The sequence below is a fragment of the Pseudomonas sp. CCI4.2 genome, from assembly GCF_034350045.1.
Classification (GTDB): domain Bacteria; phylum Pseudomonadota; class Gammaproteobacteria; order Pseudomonadales; family Pseudomonadaceae; genus Aquipseudomonas.
Genome location: NZ_CP133781.1, coordinates 1,270,001 through 1,294,236 on the forward strand (window position 1 = coordinate 1,270,001; position 24,236 = coordinate 1,294,236).

22 protein-coding genes (1 of these 22 cut by a window edge) are annotated in these 24,236 nt (G+C 57.2%); 19 read left to right on the forward strand and 3 right to left on the reverse strand.

What is annotated here, in order from left to right:
- On the reverse strand, nucleotides 1-808 hold the 5' portion of the coding sequence (locus tag RHM65_RS05570; RefSeq protein WP_322166933.1) for an acyl-CoA dehydrogenase. The gene continues 374 nt to the left of window position 1, outside the view; the window shows 808 of its 1,182 coding nt (coding positions 1-808); its start codon is at nucleotides 806-808; its stop codon lies off the left edge, out of view.
- Nucleotides 809-965: 157 nt separating this feature from the next.
- Between RHM65_RS05570 and RHM65_RS05575 the strand changes: the two genes are divergently transcribed.
- From RHM65_RS05575 to RHM65_RS05665, 19 genes are all read left to right on the forward strand, one after another.
- Nucleotides 966-1,886 carry a LysR family transcriptional regulator gene (locus RHM65_RS05575; RefSeq protein WP_322166932.1) on the forward strand — a complete coding sequence of 307 codons (921 nt, stop codon included), beginning with the start codon at nucleotides 966-968 and terminating at the stop codon, nucleotides 1,884-1,886.
- A 420-nt stretch (nucleotides 1,887-2,306) separates the two neighbouring features.
- Nucleotides 2,307-3,428 (forward strand): Re/Si-specific NAD(P)(+) transhydrogenase subunit alpha, encoded by a 1,122-nt coding sequence (locus RHM65_RS05580; protein WP_322184454.1) that lies wholly within the window; start codon nucleotides 2,307-2,309, stop codon nucleotides 3,426-3,428.
- 11 nt (nucleotides 3,429-3,439) lie between these two features.
- Nucleotides 3,440-3,775, forward strand: coding sequence for an NAD(P) transhydrogenase subunit alpha (locus RHM65_RS05585; RefSeq protein ID WP_322166930.1), 336 nt, complete (start codon nucleotides 3,440-3,442; stop codon nucleotides 3,773-3,775).
- The gene (locus RHM65_RS05590; RefSeq protein WP_322166929.1) at nucleotides 3,775-5,226 is read left to right on the forward strand and encodes an NAD(P)(+) transhydrogenase (Re/Si-specific) subunit beta; all 1,452 of its coding nucleotides are present in this window, start codon (nucleotides 3,775-3,777) and stop codon (nucleotides 5,224-5,226) included. Before RHM65_RS05585 ends, RHM65_RS05590 begins: the two co-directional genes overlap by 1 nt.
- A gap of 193 nt (nucleotides 5,227-5,419) precedes the next feature.
- The gene (locus RHM65_RS05595; RefSeq protein WP_322166928.1) at nucleotides 5,420-6,913 is read left to right on the forward strand and encodes an acetyl-CoA hydrolase/transferase family protein; all 1,494 of its coding nucleotides are present in this window, start codon (nucleotides 5,420-5,422) and stop codon (nucleotides 6,911-6,913) included.
- A 317-nt stretch (nucleotides 6,914-7,230) separates the two neighbouring features.
- Nucleotides 7,231-7,446: a DUF1127 domain-containing protein gene (locus tag RHM65_RS05600; RefSeq protein WP_322166927.1), complete on the forward strand. Its 216-nt coding sequence runs from the start codon at nucleotides 7,231-7,233 to the stop codon at nucleotides 7,444-7,446.
- Nucleotides 7,447-7,788: 342 nt separating this feature from the next.
- Nucleotides 7,789-8,109: a DUF2388 domain-containing protein gene (locus tag RHM65_RS05605; protein ID WP_322166926.1), complete on the forward strand. Its 321-nt coding sequence runs from the start codon at nucleotides 7,789-7,791 to the stop codon at nucleotides 8,107-8,109.
- Between the two features lie 90 nt (nucleotides 8,110-8,199).
- Nucleotides 8,200-8,505: a DUF2388 domain-containing protein gene (locus tag RHM65_RS05610; RefSeq protein ID WP_322166925.1), complete on the forward strand. Its 306-nt coding sequence runs from the start codon at nucleotides 8,200-8,202 to the stop codon at nucleotides 8,503-8,505.
- A gap of 34 nt (nucleotides 8,506-8,539) precedes the next feature.
- Complete coding sequence (locus RHM65_RS05615; RefSeq protein ID WP_322166924.1) at nucleotides 8,540-8,860, forward strand: DUF2388 domain-containing protein; 321 nt, start codon at nucleotides 8,540-8,542, stop codon at nucleotides 8,858-8,860.
- Complete coding sequence (locus RHM65_RS05620; protein ID WP_322166923.1) at nucleotides 8,857-10,818, forward strand: DUF4105 domain-containing protein; 1,962 nt, start codon at nucleotides 8,857-8,859, stop codon at nucleotides 10,816-10,818. Before RHM65_RS05615 ends, RHM65_RS05620 begins: the two co-directional genes overlap by 4 nt.
- A 316-nt stretch (nucleotides 10,819-11,134) precedes the next feature.
- Entirely contained in the window at nucleotides 11,135-12,442 is a 1,308-nt protein-coding gene (locus RHM65_RS05625) for a CitMHS family transporter (RefSeq protein ID WP_322166922.1), read from the forward strand.
- A 52-nt stretch (nucleotides 12,443-12,494) separates the two neighbouring features.
- Nucleotides 12,495-13,259: a TerC family protein gene (locus RHM65_RS05630; RefSeq protein ID WP_322166921.1), complete on the forward strand. Its 765-nt coding sequence runs from the start codon at nucleotides 12,495-12,497 to the stop codon at nucleotides 13,257-13,259.
- Between the two features lie 240 nt (nucleotides 13,260-13,499).
- Complete coding sequence (locus RHM65_RS05635) at nucleotides 13,500-15,152, forward strand: Na/Pi cotransporter family protein (RefSeq protein WP_322184455.1); 1,653 nt, start codon at nucleotides 13,500-13,502, stop codon at nucleotides 15,150-15,152.
- Nucleotides 15,153-15,209: 57 nt separating this feature from the next.
- Nucleotides 15,210-16,595, forward strand: a complete 1,386-nt coding sequence (locus RHM65_RS05640; protein WP_322171310.1) for a pitrilysin family protein — start codon at nucleotides 15,210-15,212, stop codon at nucleotides 16,593-16,595.
- Between the two features lie 234 nt (nucleotides 16,596-16,829).
- Nucleotides 16,830-17,966 carry a DUF5924 family protein gene (locus RHM65_RS05645; RefSeq protein ID WP_322166918.1) on the forward strand — a complete coding sequence of 379 codons (1,137 nt, stop codon included), beginning with the start codon at nucleotides 16,830-16,832 and terminating at the stop codon, nucleotides 17,964-17,966.
- An 11-nt stretch (nucleotides 17,967-17,977) separates the two neighbouring features.
- Nucleotides 17,978-19,123 (forward strand): ABC transporter permease, encoded by a 1,146-nt coding sequence (locus RHM65_RS05650; protein ID WP_322184456.1) that lies wholly within the window; start codon nucleotides 17,978-17,980, stop codon nucleotides 19,121-19,123.
- 17 nt (nucleotides 19,124-19,140) lie between these two features.
- Complete coding sequence (locus RHM65_RS05655) at nucleotides 19,141-19,935, forward strand: ABC transporter ATP-binding protein (protein WP_322171307.1); 795 nt, start codon at nucleotides 19,141-19,143, stop codon at nucleotides 19,933-19,935.
- Between the two features lie 2 nt (nucleotides 19,936-19,937).
- Nucleotides 19,938-20,876: an MlaD family protein gene (locus RHM65_RS05660; protein ID WP_322166916.1), complete on the forward strand. Its 939-nt coding sequence runs from the start codon at nucleotides 19,938-19,940 to the stop codon at nucleotides 20,874-20,876.
- Nucleotides 20,873-21,517 (forward strand): ABC-type transport auxiliary lipoprotein family protein, encoded by a 645-nt coding sequence (locus RHM65_RS05665; RefSeq protein WP_322166915.1) that lies wholly within the window; start codon nucleotides 20,873-20,875, stop codon nucleotides 21,515-21,517. The genes RHM65_RS05660 and RHM65_RS05665 overlap by 4 nt, the downstream gene beginning before the upstream one ends.
- On the opposite strand, the gene RHM65_RS05670 is transcribed toward RHM65_RS05665, so the two are convergent.
- Together RHM65_RS05670 and gltP are read right to left on the reverse strand one after the other, a co-directional pair.
- Nucleotides 21,490-22,728: a nucleoside recognition domain-containing protein gene (locus RHM65_RS05670; protein WP_322166914.1), complete on the reverse strand. Its 1,239-nt coding sequence runs from the start codon at nucleotides 22,726-22,728 to the stop codon at nucleotides 21,490-21,492. The two genes, RHM65_RS05665 and RHM65_RS05670, sit on opposite strands and share 28 nt — an antisense overlap.
- 123 nt (nucleotides 22,729-22,851) lie before the next feature.
- Nucleotides 22,852-24,183 carry a glutamate/aspartate:proton symporter GltP gene (gene gltP / locus RHM65_RS05675; RefSeq protein WP_322166913.1) on the reverse strand — a complete coding sequence of 444 codons (1,332 nt, stop codon included), beginning with the start codon at nucleotides 24,181-24,183 and terminating at the stop codon, nucleotides 22,852-22,854.
- Between the last annotated feature and the right edge of the window lie 53 nt (nucleotides 24,184-24,236).

The window sequence follows — 24,236 nt, forward strand, 5'->3', positions numbered from 1 at the left end:
CGGTGTGCCAGCAAAATTCAGCAGCACCCAGCGCCCCCCAGGAAATCCCGTAACGAGCGGAGTTCAGGCAGGTGAACGGCCCTTTCAGACCACGAACGTCCGGGAAGATGTTTTCCTCAGGCACAAACACGTTGTCCATCACGATCTCGCCGGTAACGGATGCGCGCAGGCCGATCTTGCCGTGAATAGCCGGCGCGCTCAGGCCGGCCCAACCTTTCTCCAGGACGAAACCACGAATATCGCCCGCATCGTCCTTGCCCCACACCACGAATACATCGGCGATCGGGCTGTTGGTGATCCACATTTTGCTTCCAGACAAGCGATAACCGCCCTCGACCTTTTTTGCCCGAGTGATCATCGCGCCCGGATCGGAGCCGTGATTGGGTTCGGTAAGACCGAAACAACCAATCCACTCGCCGGAAGCCAACTTGGGCAGGTATTTCTGTTTCTGCGCTTGAGTGCCGAACTCGTTGATCGGGACCATCACCAGAGAGGACTGCACACTCATCATCGAGCGATAACCGGAATCAACGCGCTCGACTTCACGTGCGATCAATCCGTAACACACGTAGCTCAGACCGCTACCCCCGTATTGCTCCGGGATTGTGGCGCCCAACAAGCCCACGTCACCCATCTCACGGAAGATAGCGGTGTCGGTGCGCTCATGGCGAAAAGCTTCAAGGACGCGAGGGGCCAACTTGTCACGGGAAAACTGCTCAGCGCTGTCGCGCACCATGCGTTCTTCTTCAGTAAGTTGCTGATCCAACAACAGTGGGTCGATCCAGTTGAAGCTTGCTTTGCCAGCCATGAGCGAGTCCTCGCGATCAGGTAATAACGTCGTGGGCTGATGCTAGGCCCCGTTAGCGAATAGGGCAAACGAGGTTTTCGCATACTGTTGTGCTAATTTATCACTCCGTAATGAGTATAAGCCTCGTTAATGCGATCAACAGGTGAGGTAAAGGTACATGCGCAGAAAGATACCCAGCACGACAGCCCTCATCAGTTTCGAAGCCGCCGCCAGGCACGAGAGCTTCACCAAAGCAGCGCGGGAGCTTTCGATTACCCAAGGCGCCATCTGCCGACAAATCGCCAGCCTCGAAGAGTTTCTCAACGTCGAGCTATTCCGACGCTCCCGCCGCGGGGTCAAGCTGACAGAGGTCGGCCTTTCTTATAGTCGGCGCGTCGCGACTCAATTGGATGCCGTGGAACGTGACACGCTTTCAGCGATGGGCCAACAGGGCGCCAACACCATCGAGCTGGCAGTGGTCCCTACATTCGGCACTCAATGGCTTCTGCCACGCCTGAAACATTTCCAGCAGAAGCACCCCGACGTGACGGTCAACCTGACCAACCGTACCCGCCCGTTTCTGTTCGCAGACACCGAGTTCGATGCGGCAATCTACTTCGGCGACGCGGACTGGTCCGGCACTGAGTCACACCGGTTGATGGGTGAGAATCCGATGCCCGTATGTAGCCCAACGCTATTGGGCAATCGTCAGAGCTTAAGCGCCAATGAGATAGCCGAACTTGCGCTCCTGCAACAAACCACGCGCCCCTATGCCTGGCGGCAATGGTTCAGCGCTTTGAGCGTGAATATCCCCTGGGACATGACAGGCCCCCGTTACGAGCTATTCTCCATGCTTGCACAGGCGGCCATGCATGAGATGGGGGTTGCCTTGATTCCGCCATTTCTTATTCAGCGCGAATTGGCGGAAAAGCGTCTTGTCATTGCGAATCAATCGGCGTTATCGAGTCCTAAGGCTTATTACCTGATGATTCCAGAGCGAAAAGTAGAGTCTGCTTCGTTGCGCTCTTTTCGCGATTGGCTGGTGGATCAGGCTCATGGCTACACCCTACTTGCAACACCGCTTGCAGCCGGTAGCTGACCGTGTAGTCAAAAACATTCCGCGCCTACAGATATAACAATTTGTCGCTTTAAGACCAACTGTACCGATAGCCAATAATTGCACCCAGACCGCATAAAACCGGGGCTATCAGCCTTTACATGAGCAGGTGACACGTATTCATCAACCTAATTACGCAAAAGGTCGTATTTACAAATAGATCGCTACAGGCCTTGTAAACAAAGGCCCACCTGCATTTGATGCGACTTCTGGTCACAGGGTGACTTGTAGTTAATTTTTCGTCACCTTTCATAAGTGGTTGAAGGGATCTAACTTCGCCTGCAAAATGCCGCGCCCCGCCCTGTTTTGGCGGGATCGTACTGATCAGCCGAACCAGCTGCGCCATCCGTAGTGCACTGGCCTATTCGAACATAAGAACAAGATCATGCAGGAGATTTGAACGTGCACATTGGTGTTCCTCTCGAAACCCATACGGGCGAAACTCGGGTTGCCGCAACCCCCGAAACCATCAGGAAGCTGATTGCCCAAGGCCATCAGGTCACGGTGCAAAGTGGCGCCGGCATTAACGCCTGCGTTATTGACAGTGCTTATCAGTCCTGCGGTGCCGCCCTTGGTACTGCGACGGATGCGTTCGGTGCTGAGCTGGTCCTCAAGGTCGCCGCTCCCAACGATCATGAGCTGACGCTGATCAGACCCGGCACGATCGTGATCGGAATGCTCAATCCGTTTAACAGCGAGACGATTTCAAAGATGGCCGAATGCGGTATTACCGCATTTGCCCTCGAAGCCGCGCCGCGCACCTCCCGCGCCCAAAGCCTTGACGTCCTGTCTTCCCAAGCCAACATCGCAGGCTATAAAGCCGTTCTACTAGCAGCCCATCACTATCCGCGCTTCATGCCGATGCTGATGACGGCCGCAGGAACTGTGAAAGCCGCACGGGTGCTGATCCTGGGTGCTGGCGTTGCCGGCTTGCAGGCCATCGCGACGGCAAGACGTATGGGCGCTGTGATTGAAGCGTCGGACGTACGTCCTGCGGTTAAAGAACAGATCGAGTCCCTCGGCGCCAAGTTCGTTGACGTGCCGTACGAAAGCGACGAAGAACGTGAAGCCGCCGTCGGTGTTGGGGGCTATGCCCGCCCGATGCCCGCGAGCTGGATGCAACGCCAGGCGGTTGCGGTGCACGAGCGCGCCAAGCAGGCGGACATCGTGATTACCACGGCGTTGATTCCCGGCCGTAAAGCGCCGGTGCTGCTCAGCGCCGACACCGTTTCGCAAATGAAGCCCGGCTCGGTGGTCATCGACCTGGCGGCGGCGCAAGGCGGCAATTGCCCGCTGACCGTGGCTGACCAAGTGGTGATCGAGCATGGCGTGACCATCATTGGTTACACCAACTTGCCCGCAATGGTGGCTGCTGATGCTTCGGCCCTGTATGCACGCAATCTGCTGGACTTTATGAAGCTGCTATTCACCGAAGAAGGGCAGCTGCAGATCAACCTCGAAGACGACATCGTTACCGCGTGCCTTATGTGCCGCGACGGCCAAGTCATCCGCAAGAACGCCTAAAGGACAAGACGATGGAAGAGTTTATCTCCCCCGGTATCTACAACCTGATCATCTTCGTGCTGGCGATCTATGTCGGCTTCCATGTGGTCTGGAACGTTACACCCGCGTTGCACACCCCGCTGATGGCAGTGACTAACGCGATTTCGGCAATTGTGATCGTCGGCGCCATGCTCGCAGCTGCACTGACCGTTACCCCGCTGGGCAAAACCATGGGCACGCTGGCGGTCGCATTAGCGGCGGTCAACGTGTTCGGCGGCTTCCTCGTCACTCGGCGAATGCTGGAGATGTTCAAGAAAAAAGCACCGAAAGCTAAAGTTCTGCCCGTAGAAACAGGGGCGCAGAAGTAATGAGCATGAATCTAGTAACACTTCTGTACCTGATCGCCTCGATCTGCTTCATCCAGGCGCTCAAAGGCCTGTCGCACCCGACCACCTCGCGACGCGGCAATCTGTACGGCATGCTGGGCATGACGCTGGCTGTGATCACCACCATCGGCCTCGTGTACAAGCTTGGCGAGATGTCGCTGGCACAGGGCGGCGCTTCAGCAGGTATCGGTTATATCGTAATTGGTTTATTAGTCGGCGGTACCGCCGGTTCGATCATGGCCAAACGCGTTGAAATGACCAAGATGCCTGAGCTGGTTGCGTTCATGCACAGCATGATCGGCCTCGCCGCTGTGTTCATCGCCATCGCCGCCGTCGTCGAGCCGCAGTCGCTGGGTATTGTTCATCACTTGGGCGACAGCATTCCAGCCGGTAATCGCCTGGAGCTGTTCCTTGGTGCAGCGATTGGTGCGATCACCTTTTCTGGTTCTGTCATTGCCTTCGGCAAGCTCTCAGGCAAGTACAAATTCCGCCTGTTCCAAGGCGCACCGGTACAGTTTGCCGGTCAGCACAAGCTGAACCTGTTACTGGGCTTGGCGACGATAGCCTTCGGCGTGATCTTCATCGCCACCGGCAACCTTGGCGCGTTTGCCCTGATGCTCGCTTTAGCGTTCGTCATCGGCGTACTGCTGATCATCCCCATCGGCGGTGCAGATATGCCGGTCGTGGTGTCGATGCTCAACAGCTACTCCGGCTGGGCAGCGGCGGGGATTGGTTTCTCGCTGAACAACTCGATGCTGATCATTGCCGGCTCACTGGTAGGTTCAAGCGGCGCCATTCTCTCGTACATCATGTGCAAGGCGATGAACCGTTCGTTCTTCAATGTAATCGGCGGCGGTTTCGGCGGTGCGACGAACGTCACAGGCCCTGTAGGTGATAAAGAAGCCCGCCCGGTTAAATCAGGCTCGGCTGACGACGCCACCTTCCTTCTGATGAACGCCGACACCGTGATCATCGTTCCCGGCTACGGCCTGGCAGTGGCTCGCGCACAACATGCGCTGAAAGAGCTGACCGAGAAGCTGACTCACCGGGGCGTCACCGTGAAGTACGCGATTCACCCGGTCGCCGGGCGGATGCCGGGGCACATGAACGTACTGCTGGCCGAGGCAGAAGTGCCTTACGACCAAGTGTTCGAGATGGATGACATCAACTCCGAGTTTGGCCAAGTCGACGTAGTACTGGTCTTGGGCGCCAACGACGTGGTCAACCCTGCGGCGAAGAACGATCCTAAATCGCCGATTGCTGGCATGCCGATTCTCGAAGCGTTCAAGGCCAAGACCATCATCGTAAACAAGCGCTCGATGGCCAGCGGCTACGCCGGTTTGGACAATGAATTGTTCTACCTGGATAAAACCATGATGGTGTTTGGTGACGCTAAAAAGGTCATTGAGGACATGGTTAAAGCCGTCGACTGATTCCGCTAAAAACGTCCACTCGCTTCAATCTGACCCCAGCGCGAATATCGGCTGGGGTTTTTTTCGGCTTTGTAACGCTGTTTTACACCGAAACGGCTATTTAATAGCCCTGGATGCGACTTTGGTAGCGGGACGGAAAAAATCCAACTCACTTAGACTGAGGCCTTGCTTCCGATACCCGAGATGACAACCCATGTACCGTGATCGTATTCGTATGCCTTCTCTATTCAGCAAGGTCATGAGCGCGTCAGACGCCGCAGCCTTGATCCAGGACGGCATGACCGTCGGCATGAGCGGCTTCACCCGCGCAGGCGAAGCCAAGGCCGTTCCACAAGCCCTGGCCCTGCGTGCCAAGACTTCGCCCCTGAAGATCAGCTTGATGACCGGCGCAAGCCTGGGCAACGACCTCGACAAGCAGCTCACCGAAGCAGGCGTGTTGTCCCGTCGCATGCCGTTCCAGGTCGACAGCACGTTGCGCAAGGCGATCAACGACGGCACGGTGATGTTCATCGACCAGCATCTCTCGGACACCGTTGAGCAGCTGCGCAATCGTCAGATTAAAGCCGTCGACTTGGCTGTGATCGAATGCGTGGCCATTACCGAAGAAGGCCATCTGATACTCAGCACCTCCGTCGGTAACTCGGCCAGCTTCGCGATTCTGGCCAAAGAGGTGATTATCGAAATCAACCTCGCCCAGCCGCTGGAGCTGGAAGGCCTGCATGACATCTATATCCCTAGCTACCGTCCAACCCGGCTGCCAATCCCGATACTGAGAGCTGACACCCGCATCGGCAGCACAGCGGTGCAGATCGACCCGGCGAAAATTGTCGGCATCGTCATCAGCAATCAACCGGACTCACACTCGACGATTCTGCCTCCCGACGCCGATACTCAGGCGATCGCCAGCCACTTGGTTGAGTTCTTCAAACACGAAGTGAAAGAAAACCGTCTGACCAACAGCTTGATGCCGCTGCAGGCGGGCATCGGCACCATCGCTAACGCGGTGATGCACGGTTTGCTGGACTCACCTTTCCACGACATGACCATGTACTCCGAAGTGCTTCAGGACTCGACCTTCGACCTGTTCGATGCCGGCGTTCTGAGCTTTGCTTCTGGCAGCTCTGTGACCTTGTCAGCCGCGAAACACACTGAAGTCTTCAGCGACTTGAACCGTTACAAACCGCAATTGGTCCTGCGTCCACAGGAAATCTCCAATCACCCGGAAGTGATTCGTCGCCTGGGTATTATCGGGATCAACACGGCGCTGGAGTTCGATCTGTACGGTAATGTCAACTCCACTCACGTCTGCGGCACCCGGATGATGAACGGGATTGGCGGCTCGGGAGACTTCGCTCGCAACGCACATTTGGCGATCTTCGTGACCAAGTCCATCGCCAAGGGCGGCGCTATCTCTAGCGTTGTGCCTATGGTCAGCCACGTTGACCACACCGAACATGACGTTGACATCCTGGTGACCGAAATAGGTCTGGCCGACCTGCGTGGTTTGGCACCTCGCGAACGCGCTCGAGTGATTATCGACAACTGTGTTCACCCGGCGTACCGCGGTGCGCTCAATGACTACTTCGCTGCGGCCTGCAAAATCGGCGGTCACACCCCTCACGTACTGCGCGAAGCGCTCAGCTGGCACATGAACCTGGAAGAAACCGGGCAAATGCTCGCCAACTGATTCACTCAGTTGCTGACTGCAAGACATTTTCTTGCAGTCAGCCTACTGAAAAACCCTTCCGTTTCAAAAACTGTACTGCTGTACGGGTCGTTCGACCGCTCTAAACCCTTAATATCAACCGTACTTTTGAATAAGCGCACCACAAAAGGGCGAACCGGTACAGTTGCCCCGTTTTCGAACAAAACAGTGCGTATAAACAGTTAACTGAACCAGCACAATTGAAGTGAACTGTGTCTAGTGAGACTGATCAAGAGAGAGGAAAATCAGTACCAGTTAAACCACTACCTAATCCCGCCACAAGCGGAAGGATGTTCATCATGGAACGTACAATCAGTTCCGACCTGTTCTTCGAAACAACCGCTTCATCCGAAAAAGCTGTATGGCCTCTTCGCGCTTTCGCCAACCTGATGCTTTGGCAGCGTCGCATTTCCAGCCGCCACCAATTGGCCCGTCTGGATGCACGTTTGCTGGCTGACGCCGGGATTAGCGAATCGCAACGCTACGAAGAGTTGAGCAAGCCGTTCTGGCGCTAATTTAGCGCTCGCTGGTCCCAGACCCAACAGGTCTCCTGCCAGCAACCCGAATTGCTCCATACAAGACCCGTCGCAGGTAACTGCCGACGGGTTTTGTCATTTCGGGGTTTGCGAACGCCCGTGAAGCCACCTACGCTATCTGCCCAATCACGTACAGTTTTTACATTGGCCATATCGACCAGTACAGTTAGTTTCCGTATATTTTTTAATCACATGGCGTCGAAAACCCTTCCTCCTGTCGCTAAAAACACGCTCGCGACGTCACAGGATGGTATGCACCGCATTGCTGTTATAGGCTTGCCGCTGCTCAAATCCTCTATTTCTAAGTCTCTGGAGTTCATCATGGCCCGCCTACGCCTGCTTAGCGCTGTAGCCCTCTTGGCTGTTGTTGCCACCGGCGCAAGTGCATCGAGTTTTGTTGTCACCACCGATGAACTGGTTCGTGCATTCGATGCCTCAAGCGACGCGACCTCGAAACTGTCCTCTTCGCTCAAGGACGACAAAATCGTACTCGCAGCCCGCGACGACGCAGCCAGCTTTGTGGCCAGCCAAGGCGAGATCCGTGGCGTACAACTTGAAGGCGCGCTGGACCATATCCGTCATCAAGCGCCCGAGTTGAAAGCGACGGACGCCCAGCTGGCTCAGGCGATCCTGGCGATTTGACCTACCGCGCAGGCCCGCTTAAATGTCGGCTAGCTCTACTACGGGCATTGCGCTAGCCTTGCCCGCTCGAATCATCGGCTAGATAGAACTATGCGTTTTCTGCCTGTTCTCCTCATTGCTCTGGCTTGGACTGCCCAGTGCCAAGCGTTTGATACGACCACACAATCTCTGGTCGCCAGCGGATTCGTTACCAGCAAGGTTACGTCTGCACCGTTTGATCGAAAAATCGTACTTGCCGCCCAGGATGATGCTGCAGCGTTTATAGCCAGTGATGGCCGACTGCGAGGAGCACAACTGGAAGAAGCCCTGCTTGCGCTACGCGAGCAGCTACGCCTGACCCAGCCAAAACTTTGTGCCAGCGACGCTGAACTGGCGCAAGCAATCCTCGTCCAATAATCACGTTTTATCTTCTGCATTTTGGAGACGTTCCATGCGTACCCCGCTGATTGCCGCCACCCTTGGTCTGTTGTTGCTAACCGGCGTGGCCCAAGCACAAACCGTCAAGGCCACCAGTAATATCGTCGTCCGCGCCTTCGGCCGCAGCATCGACTTTACCTCTGACAGCACCACCTCTACACGTGACTCCAAAGTCGTGATTCAAGCCAAAGACGACGCGGCCAGCTATGTGGCCAGCAAAGGCGATATTCGCGGGGTTCAGCTTGAAGCCGCCTTCGATACCCTGCGCGCGCATTTGCCCGAAGCCCGTAACGCTAGTGACGAAACGCTGGCCGAAGCCATTCTCGCGCTGTGAGACCTCTCGCCGTCTGGGTGCTGACCTGCGCGCTGTTGTTGGTCGGCAACAGCGCAGTCGCCGGGTTGAGCCTTAAGCTCGACACCGACGACCTCAACCAGGCGCAGCAACACGCCAGCCAACTATTGCTTGATGAGGCGATGCGGTCCCTGCCGCCTGGATTCGTCGAGCAGTTGGACCGACGCGTCGATGTCAGTTGGTCCACGGGACTACCAAGCAACGCCTATGGCGAAGCGACCGGCCCGCATCATCTCGACCTGAACCGCAATTTGCTGGCAAGCCTGACTGACGGCTCGGCAGCCACGCAAAAAACCAATCGTCCTCACGGCACCGTCCGCCGCGAAATGCTCGCGACGGTCCTGCACGAACTCACCCATATTTATGATCGCGCGGCGCTGTGGCCAGAAGCCGAGCGTAAGCTGATCCTCAATTGCCGACGTCAGGCCAGCAGCACGGGCGATATCGGGTTGCCGGATCAATGCCGGGGCGAAACGGAACGCCGCTTTACCCTTAGCGACGATCCACGGTTGCTCGACCTTGCCGGCTGGCCGGAATACGTTGGCCGTCGCGGTGAGCGCGAAGAGAACAACCGCCAGGTAGCCCGCAGCCCGGACATCTACGAAATCAGTAACCCGCGCGAATTCGTCGCAGTGAACATGGAGTATTTCCTCCTGGATCCTGATTACGCATGCCGCAGACCGGGGCTTTACGCGTATTACAAAGATCGGTTCGGCTGGGCTCCCGCGGCCAAGAACGAATGCCCGGCGTCCTATCCTTTCATCAACGCTGGCAGCGATTTTGCTGTGCAGCCGCTGGGCAAGATTGATCCAGAGCGGGTGTATGCGGTCGACTACCTGTTAGCTGAAGCCAACCAGAACTGGGTGAGTCGCTGGGGCCATAGCATGCTTCGGCTGGTGATTTGCAAACCTGGACGGCCACGCGGCCCGGATTGCCGTCTGGACCTAGATCAGCACCTGGTGTTGTCGTATCGCGCCTTCGTTGGCGATGTGCAGCTGTCGAGCTGGGACGGCCTGACGGGCGTCTATCCATCGCGCCTGTTCGTTTTGCCACTGTCGCAAGTGATCGATGAGTACACCAAGACCGAACTGCGCAGCCTCGCCTCAGTGCCCATGAACCTGTCGCGCCCAGAGATCAACGCTTTGGTGCAGCACGCGGCCGAGATGCACTGGAGCTACGACGGCAATTACTACTTCATCTCGAACAACTGCGCGGTAGAGACCTTGAAGCTGTTGCGCAGCGGTACCGATGACCCGCGTATCAAAGGCTTGGACAGCATCATTCCTAACGGCCTGCTGGAAGTTCTTGACGCCCGTGGTCTGGCCGACACCAGCGTGCTGAAAGACCCCCGCGAAGCCTTGCGTCTGGGTTATCGGTTCGACTCTTATCGGGATCGCTATCAGGCGATGTTCGACATCTTGAAAAAACAGTTGCCGATCAAACCGAAGACCGTGGAAGACTGGCTGACACTGCCCGCCAAGGACCGCAACGCTTGGTTCGCCAATGCAGATCTACGCACCAGCGCAGCCATGTTGTTATTGGAACAGGCCAGCTTGCGCAGACAACTGTTGTTGGCTCAGGAAGAGGTTAAAGAACGCTACCTCAGCGCCCAGGAACAGAAAGACGGCAGCGTTTCCCAGGCCACCGGCACCTTGCGAGAGATTCTCGCCAGCAGTGGCTTCCTCAGTCGCCCGGCAGAGTTGCTCGACAGCGGCGGATATGGCTTGCCCCAAGAGAATGAATGGCACCGGCTTGAAGACGAAAGCAGCCAGCGCCAAAAACAACTGCTACGTTTAACCGGTGACCTCGACAAAGAAGTCCGCGCTCTGCTCGAACCCGGCCGCGCCGCAGAAATAGCCGCCAACGAAGCCAACCTGAAACAAATCGGCCAACACCTCCGTGCGCTGCACAAAGCAGCCGGCGGCCTGGAGCTGCCGTAACGCCCTCCCACAAAAATATGCAATTCCCAGTAGTCGGTGTCTGCTGGGCGACGGCGCGGCCTCTCCAGCTCATGCTTGCTCATAATCTTCACCCATCGAAAGCTTGCTGAAAGCTTGTCCCTTTAGGATCGCCTCCGCTGCCGGCATTAGGTCGGTCGCGGCATAACAACAAGAACTCAACGACAATGGTGATCCTGATGTCCACGCATTTCCGCTCCAGCCCATTCCCGCTCTTCATCCACGTGCAGCCCGCTCTGCGTTGATCTGATCCGCTCAATCCGCATTCCTCACGCCGCGCTGCACCTGGAGTATTTCTATGCTGACCTTCCTCGGCTTTGCCATGGTCGTCACGTTCATGTACCTGATCATGAGCAAACGCCTGTCCGCCCTGATCGCCCTGATTCTGGTTCCAATCGCGTTTGCCCTGTTAGGCGGTTTCGCCGCTGGCATCGGCCCCATGATGCTCGAAGGCATCACCAAACTTGCGCCCACCGGCGTGATGTTGATGTTCGCTATTTTGTATTTCGCGCTGATGATCGACTCCGGTCTGTTCGATCCAGCCGTGCGCCTGATCCTCAAACTGGTCAAAGGCGACCCGGTCAAGGTTTCCGTCGGCACCGCCGTTTTGGCACTGGTGGTGTCCCTCGACGGTGACGGTGCAACCACGTACATGATCTGCGTCGCGGCCATGCTCCCGCTGTACAGTCGCTTGGGCATGAGCCCGAGAATCATGGCGGGATTGATCATTCTGGCCGGCGGCGTGATGAACATGACGCCTTGGGGTGGCCCAACCGCACGCGCCGCCAGCGCCTTGCATGTCGACCCCTCCGCAATCTTCGTACCGATGATTCCGGCCATGCTGGTGGGCGTTATCGCGATCCTGCTGATCGCTTATGCCTATGGCAAACGTGAACGCGCTCGCTTGGGTGAGCTGCACCTGCCGGGCGAGGAAGGCGATCACAGTGAAATCAGCGTGTCACAGTTCCCCGAAGCGCGTCGGCCGAAACTGATCTGGTTCAACGGCGGACTCACTCTCGCGCTAATGGCTGCCTTGATCGCCGGCCTGCTGCCGTTGCCGGTTCTGTTCATGGTGGCATTCAGTATCGCGATGATCGTGAACTATCCATGCCTGCAAGCGCAAAAGGACCGCATCGCGGCCCACGCCGGTAGCGTTCTGGCGGTCGTTGGGCTGATCTTCGCCGCTGGGATCTTCACTGGCATTCTGTCGGGCACCGGGATGGTCAAGGCCATGTCCGAAAGCCTGTTGGCGGTCATCCCGGATGCCCTCGGCCCATACCTCGCGGTCATCACCGCGCTGGTCAGCATGCCGTTCACCTTCTTCATGTCCAACGATGCTTTTTACTACGGGGTGCTGCCTATTCTGGCCGAAGCCGCCAGCCATTACGGCATCACCCCCCTGGAAATGGCCCGCGCCTCAATCGTCGGTCAACCCGTGCATTTGCTGAGCCCACTGGTACCGTCGACCTATCTATTGGTGGCATTGGCGGGTATCGAATTCGGCGATCACCAACGGTTTACCCTGAAATGGGCGGTGCTGGTTTGTCTGTGCATAATGGTCGCCGCGCTGTTGATGGGAATATTTCCGTTCTACCGCAGTCTATGAAGCTGACGATTCACTCCCGGTAAACCGGGGATTAACCGCTTAAGGAATACCTATGGAATGGCTGATCAACCCCGAACTTTGGGTTGCCTTTTTCACCCTGACCGCCTTGGAGATCGTCCTCGGCATCGACAACATCATCATGATCGCGATTCTCGTCAGCCGTATGCCCAAACCCATGCAGCCACGGACGCGAATCTTCGGACTGGCACTGGCCATGGTTACCCGAATCTTGCTGCTGCTGTCGATCACCTGGGTTATGCGCCTGACCTCAGACTTGTTCGTGGTGTTCGGCCAAGGTATTTCCGGGCGGGATTTGATTCTGTTTTTCGGTGGTTTATTCCTGCTGTGGAAAAGCTCTCAAGAAATTTATCACGGCATGGAAGGGGAGGAAGAAGCTGCTAATGAGCCCAAAGGTAAAGGCGGTAAATTCCTGTACACCATCATCCAGATCGCGATTATCGACATCGTGTTCTCCCTCGACTCGGTGATTACAGCGGTCGGGATGGTGTCCTATGTGCCGGTCATGATCGCGGCCATCGTCGCGGCGGTGCTGGTGATGATGGCCTGTGCAGGCGTCATCAGTGACTTCATCGACAAGCACCCGTCATTGAAAATGTTGGCGCTGTCATTCCTGATGGTGGTGGGCGTAGTCTTGATCTGCGAAGCATTCGACGTGCATGTGCCCAAGGGTTACGTGTATTTCGCCATGGCCTTCTCGTTAGCGGTTGAAGCTATCAATATAAAAATGCGCACCACGATTGCAAAAAAGAAGGCCCCAAGCGAGCCGTTAAGAATGCGCAAAGACACCCTGGGCTAGTCAATAGCAGCTCACGCCACAGAAACGCGCAGATCGCGTGCCCCGGTTCTCTGGCATTTCAATTCTCTGATTTATGACAGTTTTGTTTCACGACGCCATTGCGTATGCGATGCTTGGCGTTAAGGCCATTAGCCGACTAAAGCTTAGGGGAGCGTTAGACGTCTCAAAGATACCATCGCGCTTGCCTCTCGCTGCACTTCTCATTCTCACCCCGTTCGGGTGACCTCAGGGGGCCTGTATATGCTGACCCTGCTCGATTTGTTGTCCGCTGTTGCCTTGCTGATTTGGGGCACGCACATCGTCCGTACCGGCATCCTGCGCGTGTATGGCTCACAGTTACGCCGTGTCCTCAGCCAGAACATGTCCAAGCGACCGCTGGCGTTCATCGCCGGTATTGTGGTTACGGCACTGGTCCAGAGCAGTAACGCCACCGCCATGCTGGTGACTTCGTTCGTTGGCCAGCGGTTGATGGCCTTGACCCCGGCCCTGGCGATCATGCTGGGCGCCGATGTCGGTACGGCGTTGATGGCGCGAGTGCTGACTTTCGACTTGTCTTGGCTGTCGCCGCTGCTGATTTTCCTCGGCGTCATCCTGTTTCTGTCGCGCAAGCAAACACGCGCCGGGCAGCTCGGCAGAGTCGGCATCGGCCTTGGGCTGATTATTCTGGCGCTGCAATTGATCGTTACTTCGGCAGCGCCGATTACCCACGCAGCCGGGGTCAAAGTGCTGTTCGCCTCGCTGACTGGCGACATCATGCTCGACGCCCTTATCGGCGCGATGTTCGCATTGATTTCCTATTCCAGCCTCGCCGCCGTGCTGTTGACAGCCACTCTCGCGGGTTCTGAGATCATCAGTCTGCCTGTGGCGATTGGTCTGGTCATCGGCGCGAATATCGGCAGCGGTCTATTGGCGTTCTTGAGCACCAGCATGCAGAACGTTGCCGGACGGCAAGTCGCACTGGGTAGCCTGTTGTACAAACTGATTGGCCTGCTGCTGATTATTCCGATCTTGAGCCCGTTGGTGGCATGGATGGATACGCTGGATTTCAGTCCGCAAAGTCTGGTGATCAGCTTCCACGTGTCCTACAACACCTTGCGTTGCCTAGTGATGCTGCCCAGTGTGGGTCCGATGGCTCGCCTGTGCGCATGGTTATTACCTGAACGCCCGGAAACCAGCGGGGTAGCAAAACCCCGTCATTTGGATGCCACAGCGCTGGCAACCCCAAGCTTGGCTCTGGCCAATGCCGTGCGCGAAACCCTGCGTTTGGGCGATTTGGTCGAAAGCATGCTCACGGCCATGCAGGAAGTGCTGCGCGGTACACAAACCGCCGTTACCGCACAAATGCGCAGCCTCAACGATGATACCGAAGCGCTCTACAACGCGATCAAACTCTATCTGGCGCAGATGCCACGCGAAGACTTGAGCGAGCACGACAGCCGACGTTGGGCGGAGATCATCGAGCTGGCGATCAACCTAAAACTGGCCAGCGACCTGATCGAGCGCATGCTGCGTAAAGTGCAGCAGCAGAAGACTTCCCAGCGGCGCTCATTCTCCGAAGTCGGCTTGGAAGAATTAACCGGGCTACACAGCCAGTTACTTTTGAATTTGCGCCTGGGTTTGTCGGTATTCGTCAGCGCCGACCCTGAAAGCGCTCGGCAATTGCTGCGTGAAAAACGGCGTTTCCGCGCGCAGGAGCGGCGTTTGGCGCACGCCCATGTCAGTCGTCTGCAACGCAAAGTGGTACAGAGCCTGGAAACCAGCTCACTGCATTTGGAATTGATCGCGGACATGAAACGGCTCAACTCATTGTTCTGCAGCAGCGCCTACGCCGTGCTTGAAACGTCAGACACGGGGGCCTTGTCCAGCGACGCTGAGATAGAACAGCCGCTGTGAACGACTCAAGGGCGGGGAAGTCTGTTAAACATGTCGGCCCGCAAGGAAGTTCGTTTTATGCGCAGCCTGTTGTTTGTCTGTCTTTTGTTGAGTTCGGCCGCTTCGATTGCCCTGGACCGCTTTCAGGTCGAGGGCTACCAATTGGCCAACGGCCTGCAAGTACTGCTCAAACCAGGTAATGAAAAAGGCCATGTCGCCATTCGCCTGGTGGTCGGCGTTGGTTTCGATGACTTTGCCTGCAACGATAAAGAGCTTCCGCATTTGCTTGAGCACCTTCTGTTCAGCGGCACGGATGATCGCGGCGAAGGCGGGCTTGAGGAGCGCATGCAAGCGTTGGGCGGTGAATGGAACGCCTTCACCAGCAACTCTGATACCACCTTCGTTATCGAAGCGCCTGCCCGGAATCAGCGGCAAGTGCTCGATCTGCTGCTGGACATCTTGACCCACAGCCGCATCAATCAAGACTCGCTGAACGCCGCTAAGGGCATCGTCGAACACGAAGACGGCGGCCACTATTCACACCTGCAACGCTGGCTCGATCACAAAGACTTGGGTCATAGCGCGAGCAAGCAGTTAGCGGTTGAACTCGGACTTAAATGCGCCGAGCGGCCCGACATCGAATCGCTCACCCTAGAGCAGGTCGAAAAAGTCCGCAGCAGTTGGTACGCCGCCAACAATATGACCCTGATTGTCGTCGGCGATCTTGATCGTCTTTTGCCGGCTTACCTGGAACGCACGTATAGCCAGCTCAGCGCAATTGAGCCAGGCGACCATCCACCCCTCGCTGCAATCAGCCACTCGGCGCAAGCCGAACGCACGTTGACCAAGGGCTGGCTAGGTGAGGGCGCCCGTGTGCATTGGTATTTCCCTGAGCCAATACTTGCGCAGCAGCATGATGAAACCTACGAGTTACTTCAGGACTACCTCGACTGGTCGCTCTACAGCACGTTGCGGTTGAAGGACGGGCTTTCCTACGGCCCCTGGAGCGAGCGCGAAGTCTTTGGCGACACCGGGTTCATGAGTTTGAACGCAGACCTTGACCGCGATGATGTACAGCAGGCCGAGATGGCCATGCATGATTTGACGGTGCGCCTGCAAAAAGATGGCCTCGACCCGGCAATCTTCGCCCGCCTACGAGAAGTGGCCATCGATAAGCTGGCGTGGGCGGCCCAAGGCAACAGTGCATTGGCCGATTATTATTGGGGGTCGCTGAGTGATTACGAAAACGGTCACTTTGCCGACCCGGCCCCTCAGATCAAAGCGGTCAGCCTCGACACCGCCAACCAGGCCCTGCGCGGATTACTGGCACAGCCGGGTTATCTGCGGATCGAAAAGCCGCTGCTCAATTACGACGAGTTGTATGGCGTGATCGCCGGGGTCGTTGCGCTGTTGCTGCTGGCAGTGGCGTTGGTTTACCGCAAACGTAAGCGCCGAAACGATTGAAGCTTTCGTGAATGAATTCGCGTCCCGCCGTGATTTGTGCTGTGCATAAATTCTCTGTAGGAGCCAACTTGTTGGCGAGGCGTTGTGCCAGACACACCGTATCAAGCCTTTTCGCCAACAAGTTGGCTCTCAGATTCGTTCGCGAAGAGCCATCATTGCGCATCTATCTGACCATTAACCGAGCAGCGTTGTATTCTGTCGGGGATTTTTCCTACACATACAGCGAAATGCCGAATGCCCGATTGGAATCGCTACGTAGTCCTCGTGCTAGACCTGATGAAGCGCTATCCAGGTGTGATTGCGTTTTTCGGTTTTGTATCGGGCATCAGCAGTTTCATTCTTGTTGATCGCCAAGAAGGTCTGGCGACGTGGATCGCCACGATCATGCTGGTCAGTTGGGTGTGGCTGATGCTGGAAAACAGCGTGACGAAGCTGTTCACGCGCATTTTCAAACGCCAGATTCCAGAGCCGTTGCTGCGCTATGGCACGCAGATGATCCATCAGGAAAGTCTGTTTTTCGTCCTACCGTTTTTCTTCATCACCACCACCTGGAACAGCGGCCAGCTGGTATTTACCAGCCTGTTGGGCGCCGCAGCGCTGATCTCGATCACCGATCCGCTGTACTACAAATGGCTGGCTTCCAGGCGTTGGTTGTACTTGGCCTTTCACACCCTAACGTTATTCGCGGCGCTGCTTACAGCGCTGCCAGTAATCTTGCACCTGACGACGTCCGAGAGTTACAAGCTGTCGCTGGGTATCGCCATGCTGCTGTCGTTTCCCAGCTTGGCCTCGAGCTTTCCGATCAATAACTGGCGGCGCATCCCGCTGCTGCTGGCAGTCACACTGGCCATCGGCGGCGCCGGTTGGTTGCTGCGCTCGTGGGTACCGCCAGCGACGCTATGGATGACTGAAGTAGCCGTCAGCACTGATTTCGATAATCAGAACCGCACTCCCGGTGATAGCGTGGAAGAGGTAAGCGCCAGCCAAGTGCGCAAAGGCGGCCTCTACGCCTACACCGCGATCAATGCGCCACGCGGATTGGACGAACGGATTTATCATGTCTGGCAACACGAAGGCCAGGAAGTGGATCGCATCCCGCTGGACATCCACGGCGGGCGTAAAGAAGGCTATCGCGCCTGGACCCACAAGCAGCATTTCCCAGATGATTCAGTTGGTAGCTGGCAGGTAAGGGTGGAGACTGAAGACGGCCAATTGATCGGCGTCTTACGGTTTGTAGTTACCGCCGCAGACCAACCTACGGTGACCGAGCCCATCGACGATCCCATCGGCGTCAAACCCGAAGCGGACGATGACGATACAGACCCAGACTCGTCGGACTCAACGTCTTCCACCCCGGGGCAAACCCCCTAAGCTCGGAGCTTATGACCTTACCTTCTGTGGCCGGCAGCGCCTCCATGAACATCGCCAGCAGCCCCGTGAGCCTGCGGATAGCCGGTGATTGGACGCTTGCGCATTATCGCGACCTCAAGCGGCAGATGGGCAACGTAACGGGTCAGTATGGCGTTAATACGCCGGTGGACCTGTCCGACCTCGGCGCGTTGGATACCGCTGGCGCTTCTTTGTTGGTGGAGATGATCGGCTGCGACCGGCTGGGGCTATTGGCGGTTAGCGCGCCGGGGCTGTCCACCGCCAGCCGGGCCTTGCTGCAAACCATTCAAACGGCATTGCACGACTACTGCGAACCGATCAAAGAACCGGAAGAAGCCGTCGGCATGCAGTTGCTGCTGCGGATCGGCAGGGCGGTGGATACGATCTGGATCGACACCCTGCAATTACTCGGCTTCATCGGCCTGATTCTGCAAACCCTGTTGTTCAACTTCCCCCGCCCAAGGCGTTGGCGGTTCACGTCGGTTATCTCCCACATCGAACAAACCGGGCTCGATGCGGCGCCCATCGTCGCCTTGCTTACGTTTCTGGTGGGCGCCGTGGTTGCGTTTCTCGGCGCCACCGTATTGAAAAGCTTCGGCGCCAGCATCTTCACCGTGGACTTGGTCGCGTTCTCGTTCTTGCGCGAATTCGGTGTATTGCTGACAGCCATCCTGATGGCCGGGCGCACCGCTAGCGCCTTCACCGCACAGATCGGCTCGATGAAAGCCAACGAAGAAATCGACGCGATTCGCACCCTTGGCCTGAGCCCGGTGGAGTTGTTGGTCGTACCGCGAATCCTTGCACTGCTGATCTCGCTGCCGATTTTGACCTTCGTGGCGATGATTTCCGGAATCATCGGCGGCGGCGTGGTGTGCGCCGTAGCCCTGGATATTTCACCGGCCTTGTTCCTCTCGCTGCTGCAAAGCGACATCGGCGTGCAGCACTTTTTGGTGGGCATGATTAAAGCGCCGATTTTCGCCTTTTTGATCGCCGCCATTGGCTGCCTCGAAGGTTTCAAAGTCAGCGGCAGTGCCGAATCTGTTGGCGCTCACACCACGTCCAGCGTGGTGCAATCGATCTTTGTGGTCATTGTGCTGGATGCACTGGCCGCACTGTTTTACATGGAGATGGGTTGGTGACAGCTATTACGACGTCCATACCGACCAAGCAGCGGCAAGCCGTGATCGAAGTACATGGCCTGTGCAACCAGTTCGGCAGCCAAAGCGTGCATGAAAACCTTGATCTGGAGTTGTTCCGGGGGGAAATCCTGGCGGTGGTGGGCGGTTCTGGCAGCGGGAAGTCTGTGTTAATGCGAAGCATCATTGGGCTTCGTCGGCCGGATGCTGGAACGATCCGCGTCTTGGGCCAAGACCTGCAGCATCTGTCCGAGAAAAACCGATCACTGCTTGAACGGCGATTCGGCGTGCTGTTCCAGAAAGGCGCGCTGTTTTCCTCGCTGACCGTGACCGAGAACGTCGCGCTGCCGTTAATCGAGCACGCCAAACTGACCCGAGAAGAAGCCGAGCACCTAGCCGGGATGAAACTTGCCCTGGCCGGTTTGCCGCTGTCGGCCGCTCATAAATACCCGGCGTCTTTGTCCGGCGGCATGATCAAACGCGCTGCGCTGGCCCGGGCATTGGCGTTGGACCCAGACATTCTGTTCCTTGACGAGCCCACCGCCGGCCTCGATCCCATTGGCGCGGCTGCATTTGATCAACTGATCCTGACCCTGCGCGACGCGTTGGGCCTGAGTGTATTTCTGGTCACCCACGATCTGGACACGCTGTACACGATTACCGACCGCGTCGCGGTATTGGCGCAAAAGCGCGTATTGGTGGCCGATCAAATTAATAAGGTCGCGGCGACGCCAGACGCCTGGATTCACGAATATTTCCACGGCCCACGCGGTCGGGCGGCGTTCTCAGCCGCCACATACCCCAAGGAGGTCTGAGGATGGAAACCCGAGCCCATCACGTATTGATCGGCCTGTTCACCGTAATCGTGGTCGCTGCGGCACTGCTGTTCGGGCTGTGGCTGGCCAAATCCAGTGTCGACACCGCGTTTAAGGACTACGAGGTCATTTTTAACGAGGCCGTCAGCGGTTTGTCTCGCGGCAGTGCCGTGCAATACAGCGGGATCAAAGTGGGCGACGTCGTGCAATTGCGCCTGGACCCCGAGGACCCACGGCGGGTGCTGGCGCAAATTAGGATTGCGGGTGAAACCCCCATCAAAGAAGACACCATGGCCAAGCTGGCCCTGACCGGGATCACCGGCACCTCGATCATTCAACTCAGCGGCGGCACTCCGCAAAGTCCATCGCTGATCGGCGTCTTCGGCAAACTGCCGGTGATCATCGCGTCGCCTTCGCCTATCTCTCGCTTGCTGAACGACACGGGCGACTTGATGACCGGGATCAATCAACTGCTGCACAACGCCAATCAAATGTTCTCCAACGATAACGTCCAAAGCCTGACATTGACTCTGGAACACATGGAACAGGCCACCCGCGTGGTCGCCGACGAGCGCGAAGATATCCGCCAGTCGCTCAAACAGCTGACGCTGATCAGCAAACAGGCAAGCGCCACCCTGGAGCAAACCTCGTCACTGATGCGCGGCGCCAACGAGATGCTCAACAGCGACGGCAAGCAGCTGTTTGCCAGCGCCCAGTTGGCCATGAAGTCCATCGAGCAAAGCAGCGCCACCATCAACAACCTGCTTAAAAATAACCATGACGCACTGAACGGCGGCATGCAGGGGCTTGGCGAACTGGGCCCGGCGGTAAGAGAGCTGCGCGACACCTTGACCTCATTCCGCTCGATTTCCCGTCGCCTCGAGGCCAACCCCAGCGGATACCTGCTGGGCACCGAAAAAAACAAGGAGTTTGAGCCATGAGGCTTGCCCGTCATTCGCTGCGCCTGATGGCCGTTGCCGGGGCGTTGTTGCTGTCGGCGGGCTGCTCGATCCTGCCGAAAGCTGAACCCACTGATGTCTATCGCCTGAGCACGGCGCAACCCGCTGCACAGAAGGCTCAAGGTTCGCCGGTTCCATGGTCGCTGCGGATAGTTCGGCCCAGAGCCAGCGAAATGCTCGACAGCCCACGGATCGCCGTCGTGCCGCAGGGTAATTTGATTAGCAACTACAAAGGCGCACGGTGGAGCGATCCCGCGCCGGTGGCGTTGCGCAATCGGCTACTCGACGCCTTCTACCGCGACGGTCGCGTGCAGTCGTTGAGCACCGATGACAGCAATCTCCAAGCGGACTTTGAACTGAGTGCAGAGCTACAGGCGTTTCAAAGTGAGTACCACGGCGACGCCATCGAAGTGGTGATTCGTCTCGACGCGCGGCTGGTCGGGGATAATCAGCGCATCGTCGCCAGCCGCCGGTTTGAAGTTCACCAGGCGGTCAGCGACAAACAAGTGCCTTCAATCGTGGCGGGATTCGGCAAGGCCAGCGACACCCTGGCGGCGCAGCTGCTGCAATGGACCGTTGAGCAAGGCCAAAAGCATTACGCCACGTTACCGAAAAACCAATAGCAGACGAGGATGGCCGCGACGACACCCGACAGCTCTGCCAGCAATGCGCAGCCGACGGCGTGTCGGGCGCGCTGAATGCCCACAGAGCCGAAGTACACCGCCAGCACGTAAAACGTGGTTTCGGTGCTGCCTTGAATGACGGCCGCCACCAACGCCGGAAAGCTGTCGACGCCTTGGTTCTTCATGGTTTCTATCAAAAGGGCGCGGGCGGCGCTGCCGGAGAACGGTTTGACCATGGCCGTCGGCAGGGCATCAACAAAGCGGGTGTCCATTCCCGCCCATTGCACCAGATGCCGGATGCCATCCAAGCCAAAATCCAGTGCTCCGGACGCCCGTAACACGCCCACCGCACAGAGCATCGCGACCAGATAGGGCAGCAGGTTCTTGGCGACATCAAAGCCTTCTTTTGCGCCTTCGACAAACGCTTCGTAAACCTTCACCTTCCTGAACGCGGCGATCAGCAAAAAAGTCATGATCAAGCCGAACAGCGTCAGGTTGCCGAGGATCGACGACAAGCTGGCCAACGCCGTGGCCGAAAGGCCGGCCAGCAGGGTCATGAAGGCGCCCAGTGCGAATGCCCCCGGAATCAGGTACGCGAGCACCACCGGGTCCCACAGGCGCAAGCGCTGCATGAACGCCACCGAGAGCAACCCGACCAAGCTTGACGCGCTGGTTGCCAGCAGGATCGGCAGAAATACCAACGTCGGGTCGACAGCGCCTTGTTGCGCGCGGTACATAAAGATCGTCACCGGCATGAGCGTCAGCGACGATGCATTGAGTACCAGAAATAGAATCTGCGCATTGCTGGCGGTGGTAGGACTCGGGTTCAACTCTTGCAGCGAACGCATGGCCTTGAGGCCAATCGGTGTTGCCGCGTTATCCAGGCCAAGGGCATTGGCAGCAAAGTTAAGAGTGATCAGGCCCAACGCAGGATGACCCTTTGGCACCCCAGGCATAAGCCGCAAGAACAACGGGCCAAGGGCCTTCGCCAACCAATCGACGATCCCGGCTTTTTCGGCAATCCGCAAAAAGCCCAGCCACAACGTGAGGGTGCCGAACAGCAGCAGCATCACATCCACCGACAGCTTGGCCATGGCGAAAATACTTTCAACCATCGCGGCAAAAATTCCGGCGTTCCCGCCGATCAGCCATTGCGCCAGCGCCGACACCGCCGCCACCACAAAAAAGCCAAGCCATAGGCCGTTAAGCATCAGAAAGTCCCTCAGAAGATGCGGCGATGATAGCGGTGAGCAGGTTCGACGACAAACAAACAGGGGATTTTTGATTTGAAAAACCCCGGCAATCCGGGGTTTGTTTTTGCAGCAACTCGTCCTTCAGTCAGCGACTGACTCACCCACTGGCAGCGGCGTTTTGCTGCGCCAGTGTGGGAGGGAGTTCCAGTAGGCTTCGCCCTTGACGTCGTCGTACATGCCTTCCCAGCGTGAAATCACCAGCACGGCCAAGGCATTGCCAATCACGTTCAGCGCCGTACGGGCCATGTCCATGATGCGGTCGACACCGGCGATGAACGCTAGGCCTTCCAGCGGAATTCCGGCGCTGCCCAAGGTTGCCAAGAGCACCACGAAGGACACACCCGGCACGCCCGCGATACCTTTGGAGGTGACCATCAATGTCAGCACCAACATGATCTGCTGGCCGACGGACAGGTCAATTCCATACAGCTGAGCAATAAAGATCGCGGCAATGCTTTGGTACAACGTCGAGCCGTCGAGGTTGAACGAGTAACCGGTGGGCACCACGAAGCTGCAAATGGCTTTCGGTGCGCCGTAGGCTTCCATCTTTTCGATGACCCGCGGCAACACGGTTTCGGAACTGGCAGTGGAGTAGGCCAGCACCAGTTCGTCTTTGAAGATGCGCATCAGCCTGATCACCGAGAAGCCGAACAGGCGGGCAACGGTACCCAGCACGACGAAGGCGAAAAACGCGATAGCGAAGTAAACCAGAATGACCAGTTTGGCCAACGGCAACAATGAGGCAAACCCGAAGTTAGCGACGGTCACGGCAATCAAAGCGAAAACCCCGATGGGGGCGTAACCCATGATCATGTGCGTGACTTTGAACATGCTTTCCGATACGCCCTGGAACATCGTCACCAGCGGCTCACGCAGCTCCGGTTTCAAGCTGGAAAGACCAAGGCCGAACAATACCGAGAAGAAGATGATCGGCAGCATGTCGCCGCGAGCAATGGCGGCAAAGATGTTTGACGGGATCAGGTTGAGGATCGTTTGGATGAACGCATGTTCATGCTGAACCTCAGCGGCGGTCTCCTGATACTTGGAGATATCAACGGTGCCCAAGGTACTCAAGTCGATTCCCGTACCTGGATGAAACACGTTCGCCAACACCAGACCGACCAGGATCGCGATGGTCGTGACCACTTCAAAATACAAGATGGTCTTAAGACCGATACGGCCCAGCTTCTTCGCATCGCCAACGCCGGCAATCCCGACGATCAACGAAGACACCACGATGGGTATGACAATCATCTTGATCAGACGGATGAAGATGTCACCAGCGGGTTGCAGCACGTTGCCGATCCACCAGGCCTTTTCCGCACTGAAGTGGTTAAGCACGGTGCCGATAGCAATCCCCAAGACCAAACCAATGAGAATTTGCCAGGCGAGGCTTAGCTTTGCCTTCTTCATATTCTTACCCTTATATCCAGTAGAAGGTCGCCGCGAGCGAGCATCCCGGCTCT

Bases quoted from the DNA above. Each gene is read 5' to 3' on its own strand.
- RHM65_RS05625 (WP_322166922.1), top strand. From the start codon at position 11,135: ATGCTGACCTTCCTCGGCTTTGCCATGGTCGTCACGTTCATGTACCTG.
- RHM65_RS05615 (WP_322166924.1), top strand. From the start codon at position 8,540: ATGCGTACCCCGCTGATTGCCGCCACCCTTGGTCTGTTGTTGCTAACC.
- RHM65_RS05575 (WP_322166932.1), top strand. From the start codon at position 966: ATGCGCAGAAAGATACCCAGCACGACAGCCCTCATCAGTTTCGAAGCC.
- RHM65_RS05590 (WP_322166929.1), top strand. From the start codon at position 3,775: ATGAGCATGAATCTAGTAACACTTCTGTACCTGATCGCCTCGATCTGC.
- RHM65_RS05670 (WP_322166914.1), bottom strand. From the start codon at position 22,728: ATGCTTAACGGCCTATGGCTTGGCTTTTTTGTGGTGGCGGCGGTGTCG.
- RHM65_RS05660 (WP_322166916.1), top strand. From the start codon at position 19,938: ATGGAAACCCGAGCCCATCACGTATTGATCGGCCTGTTCACCGTAATC.
- RHM65_RS05595 (WP_322166928.1), top strand. From the start codon at position 5,420: ATGTACCGTGATCGTATTCGTATGCCTTCTCTATTCAGCAAGGTCATG.
- RHM65_RS05635 (WP_322184455.1), top strand. From the start codon at position 13,500: ATGCTGACCCTGCTCGATTTGTTGTCCGCTGTTGCCTTGCTGATTTGG.
- RHM65_RS05605 (WP_322166926.1), top strand. From the start codon at position 7,789: ATGGCCCGCCTACGCCTGCTTAGCGCTGTAGCCCTCTTGGCTGTTGTT.
- RHM65_RS05610 (WP_322166925.1), top strand. From the start codon at position 8,200: ATGCGTTTTCTGCCTGTTCTCCTCATTGCTCTGGCTTGGACTGCCCAG.
- RHM65_RS05585 (WP_322166930.1), top strand. From the start codon at position 3,440: ATGGAAGAGTTTATCTCCCCCGGTATCTACAACCTGATCATCTTCGTG.
- RHM65_RS05640 (WP_322171310.1), top strand. From the start codon at position 15,210: ATGCGCAGCCTGTTGTTTGTCTGTCTTTTGTTGAGTTCGGCCGCTTCG.
- RHM65_RS05650 (WP_322184456.1), top strand. From the start codon at position 17,978: ATGACCTTACCTTCTGTGGCCGGCAGCGCCTCCATGAACATCGCCAGC.
- gltP (WP_322166913.1), bottom strand. From the start codon at position 24,183: ATGAAGAAGGCAAAGCTAAGCCTCGCCTGGCAAATTCTCATTGGTTTG.
- RHM65_RS05630 (WP_322166921.1), top strand. From the start codon at position 12,495: ATGGAATGGCTGATCAACCCCGAACTTTGGGTTGCCTTTTTCACCCTG.
- RHM65_RS05665 (WP_322166915.1), top strand. From the start codon at position 20,873: ATGAGGCTTGCCCGTCATTCGCTGCGCCTGATGGCCGTTGCCGGGGCG.
- RHM65_RS05600 (WP_322166927.1), top strand. From the start codon at position 7,231: ATGGAACGTACAATCAGTTCCGACCTGTTCTTCGAAACAACCGCTTCA.
- RHM65_RS05645 (WP_322166918.1), top strand. From the start codon at position 16,830: ATGCCCGATTGGAATCGCTACGTAGTCCTCGTGCTAGACCTGATGAAG.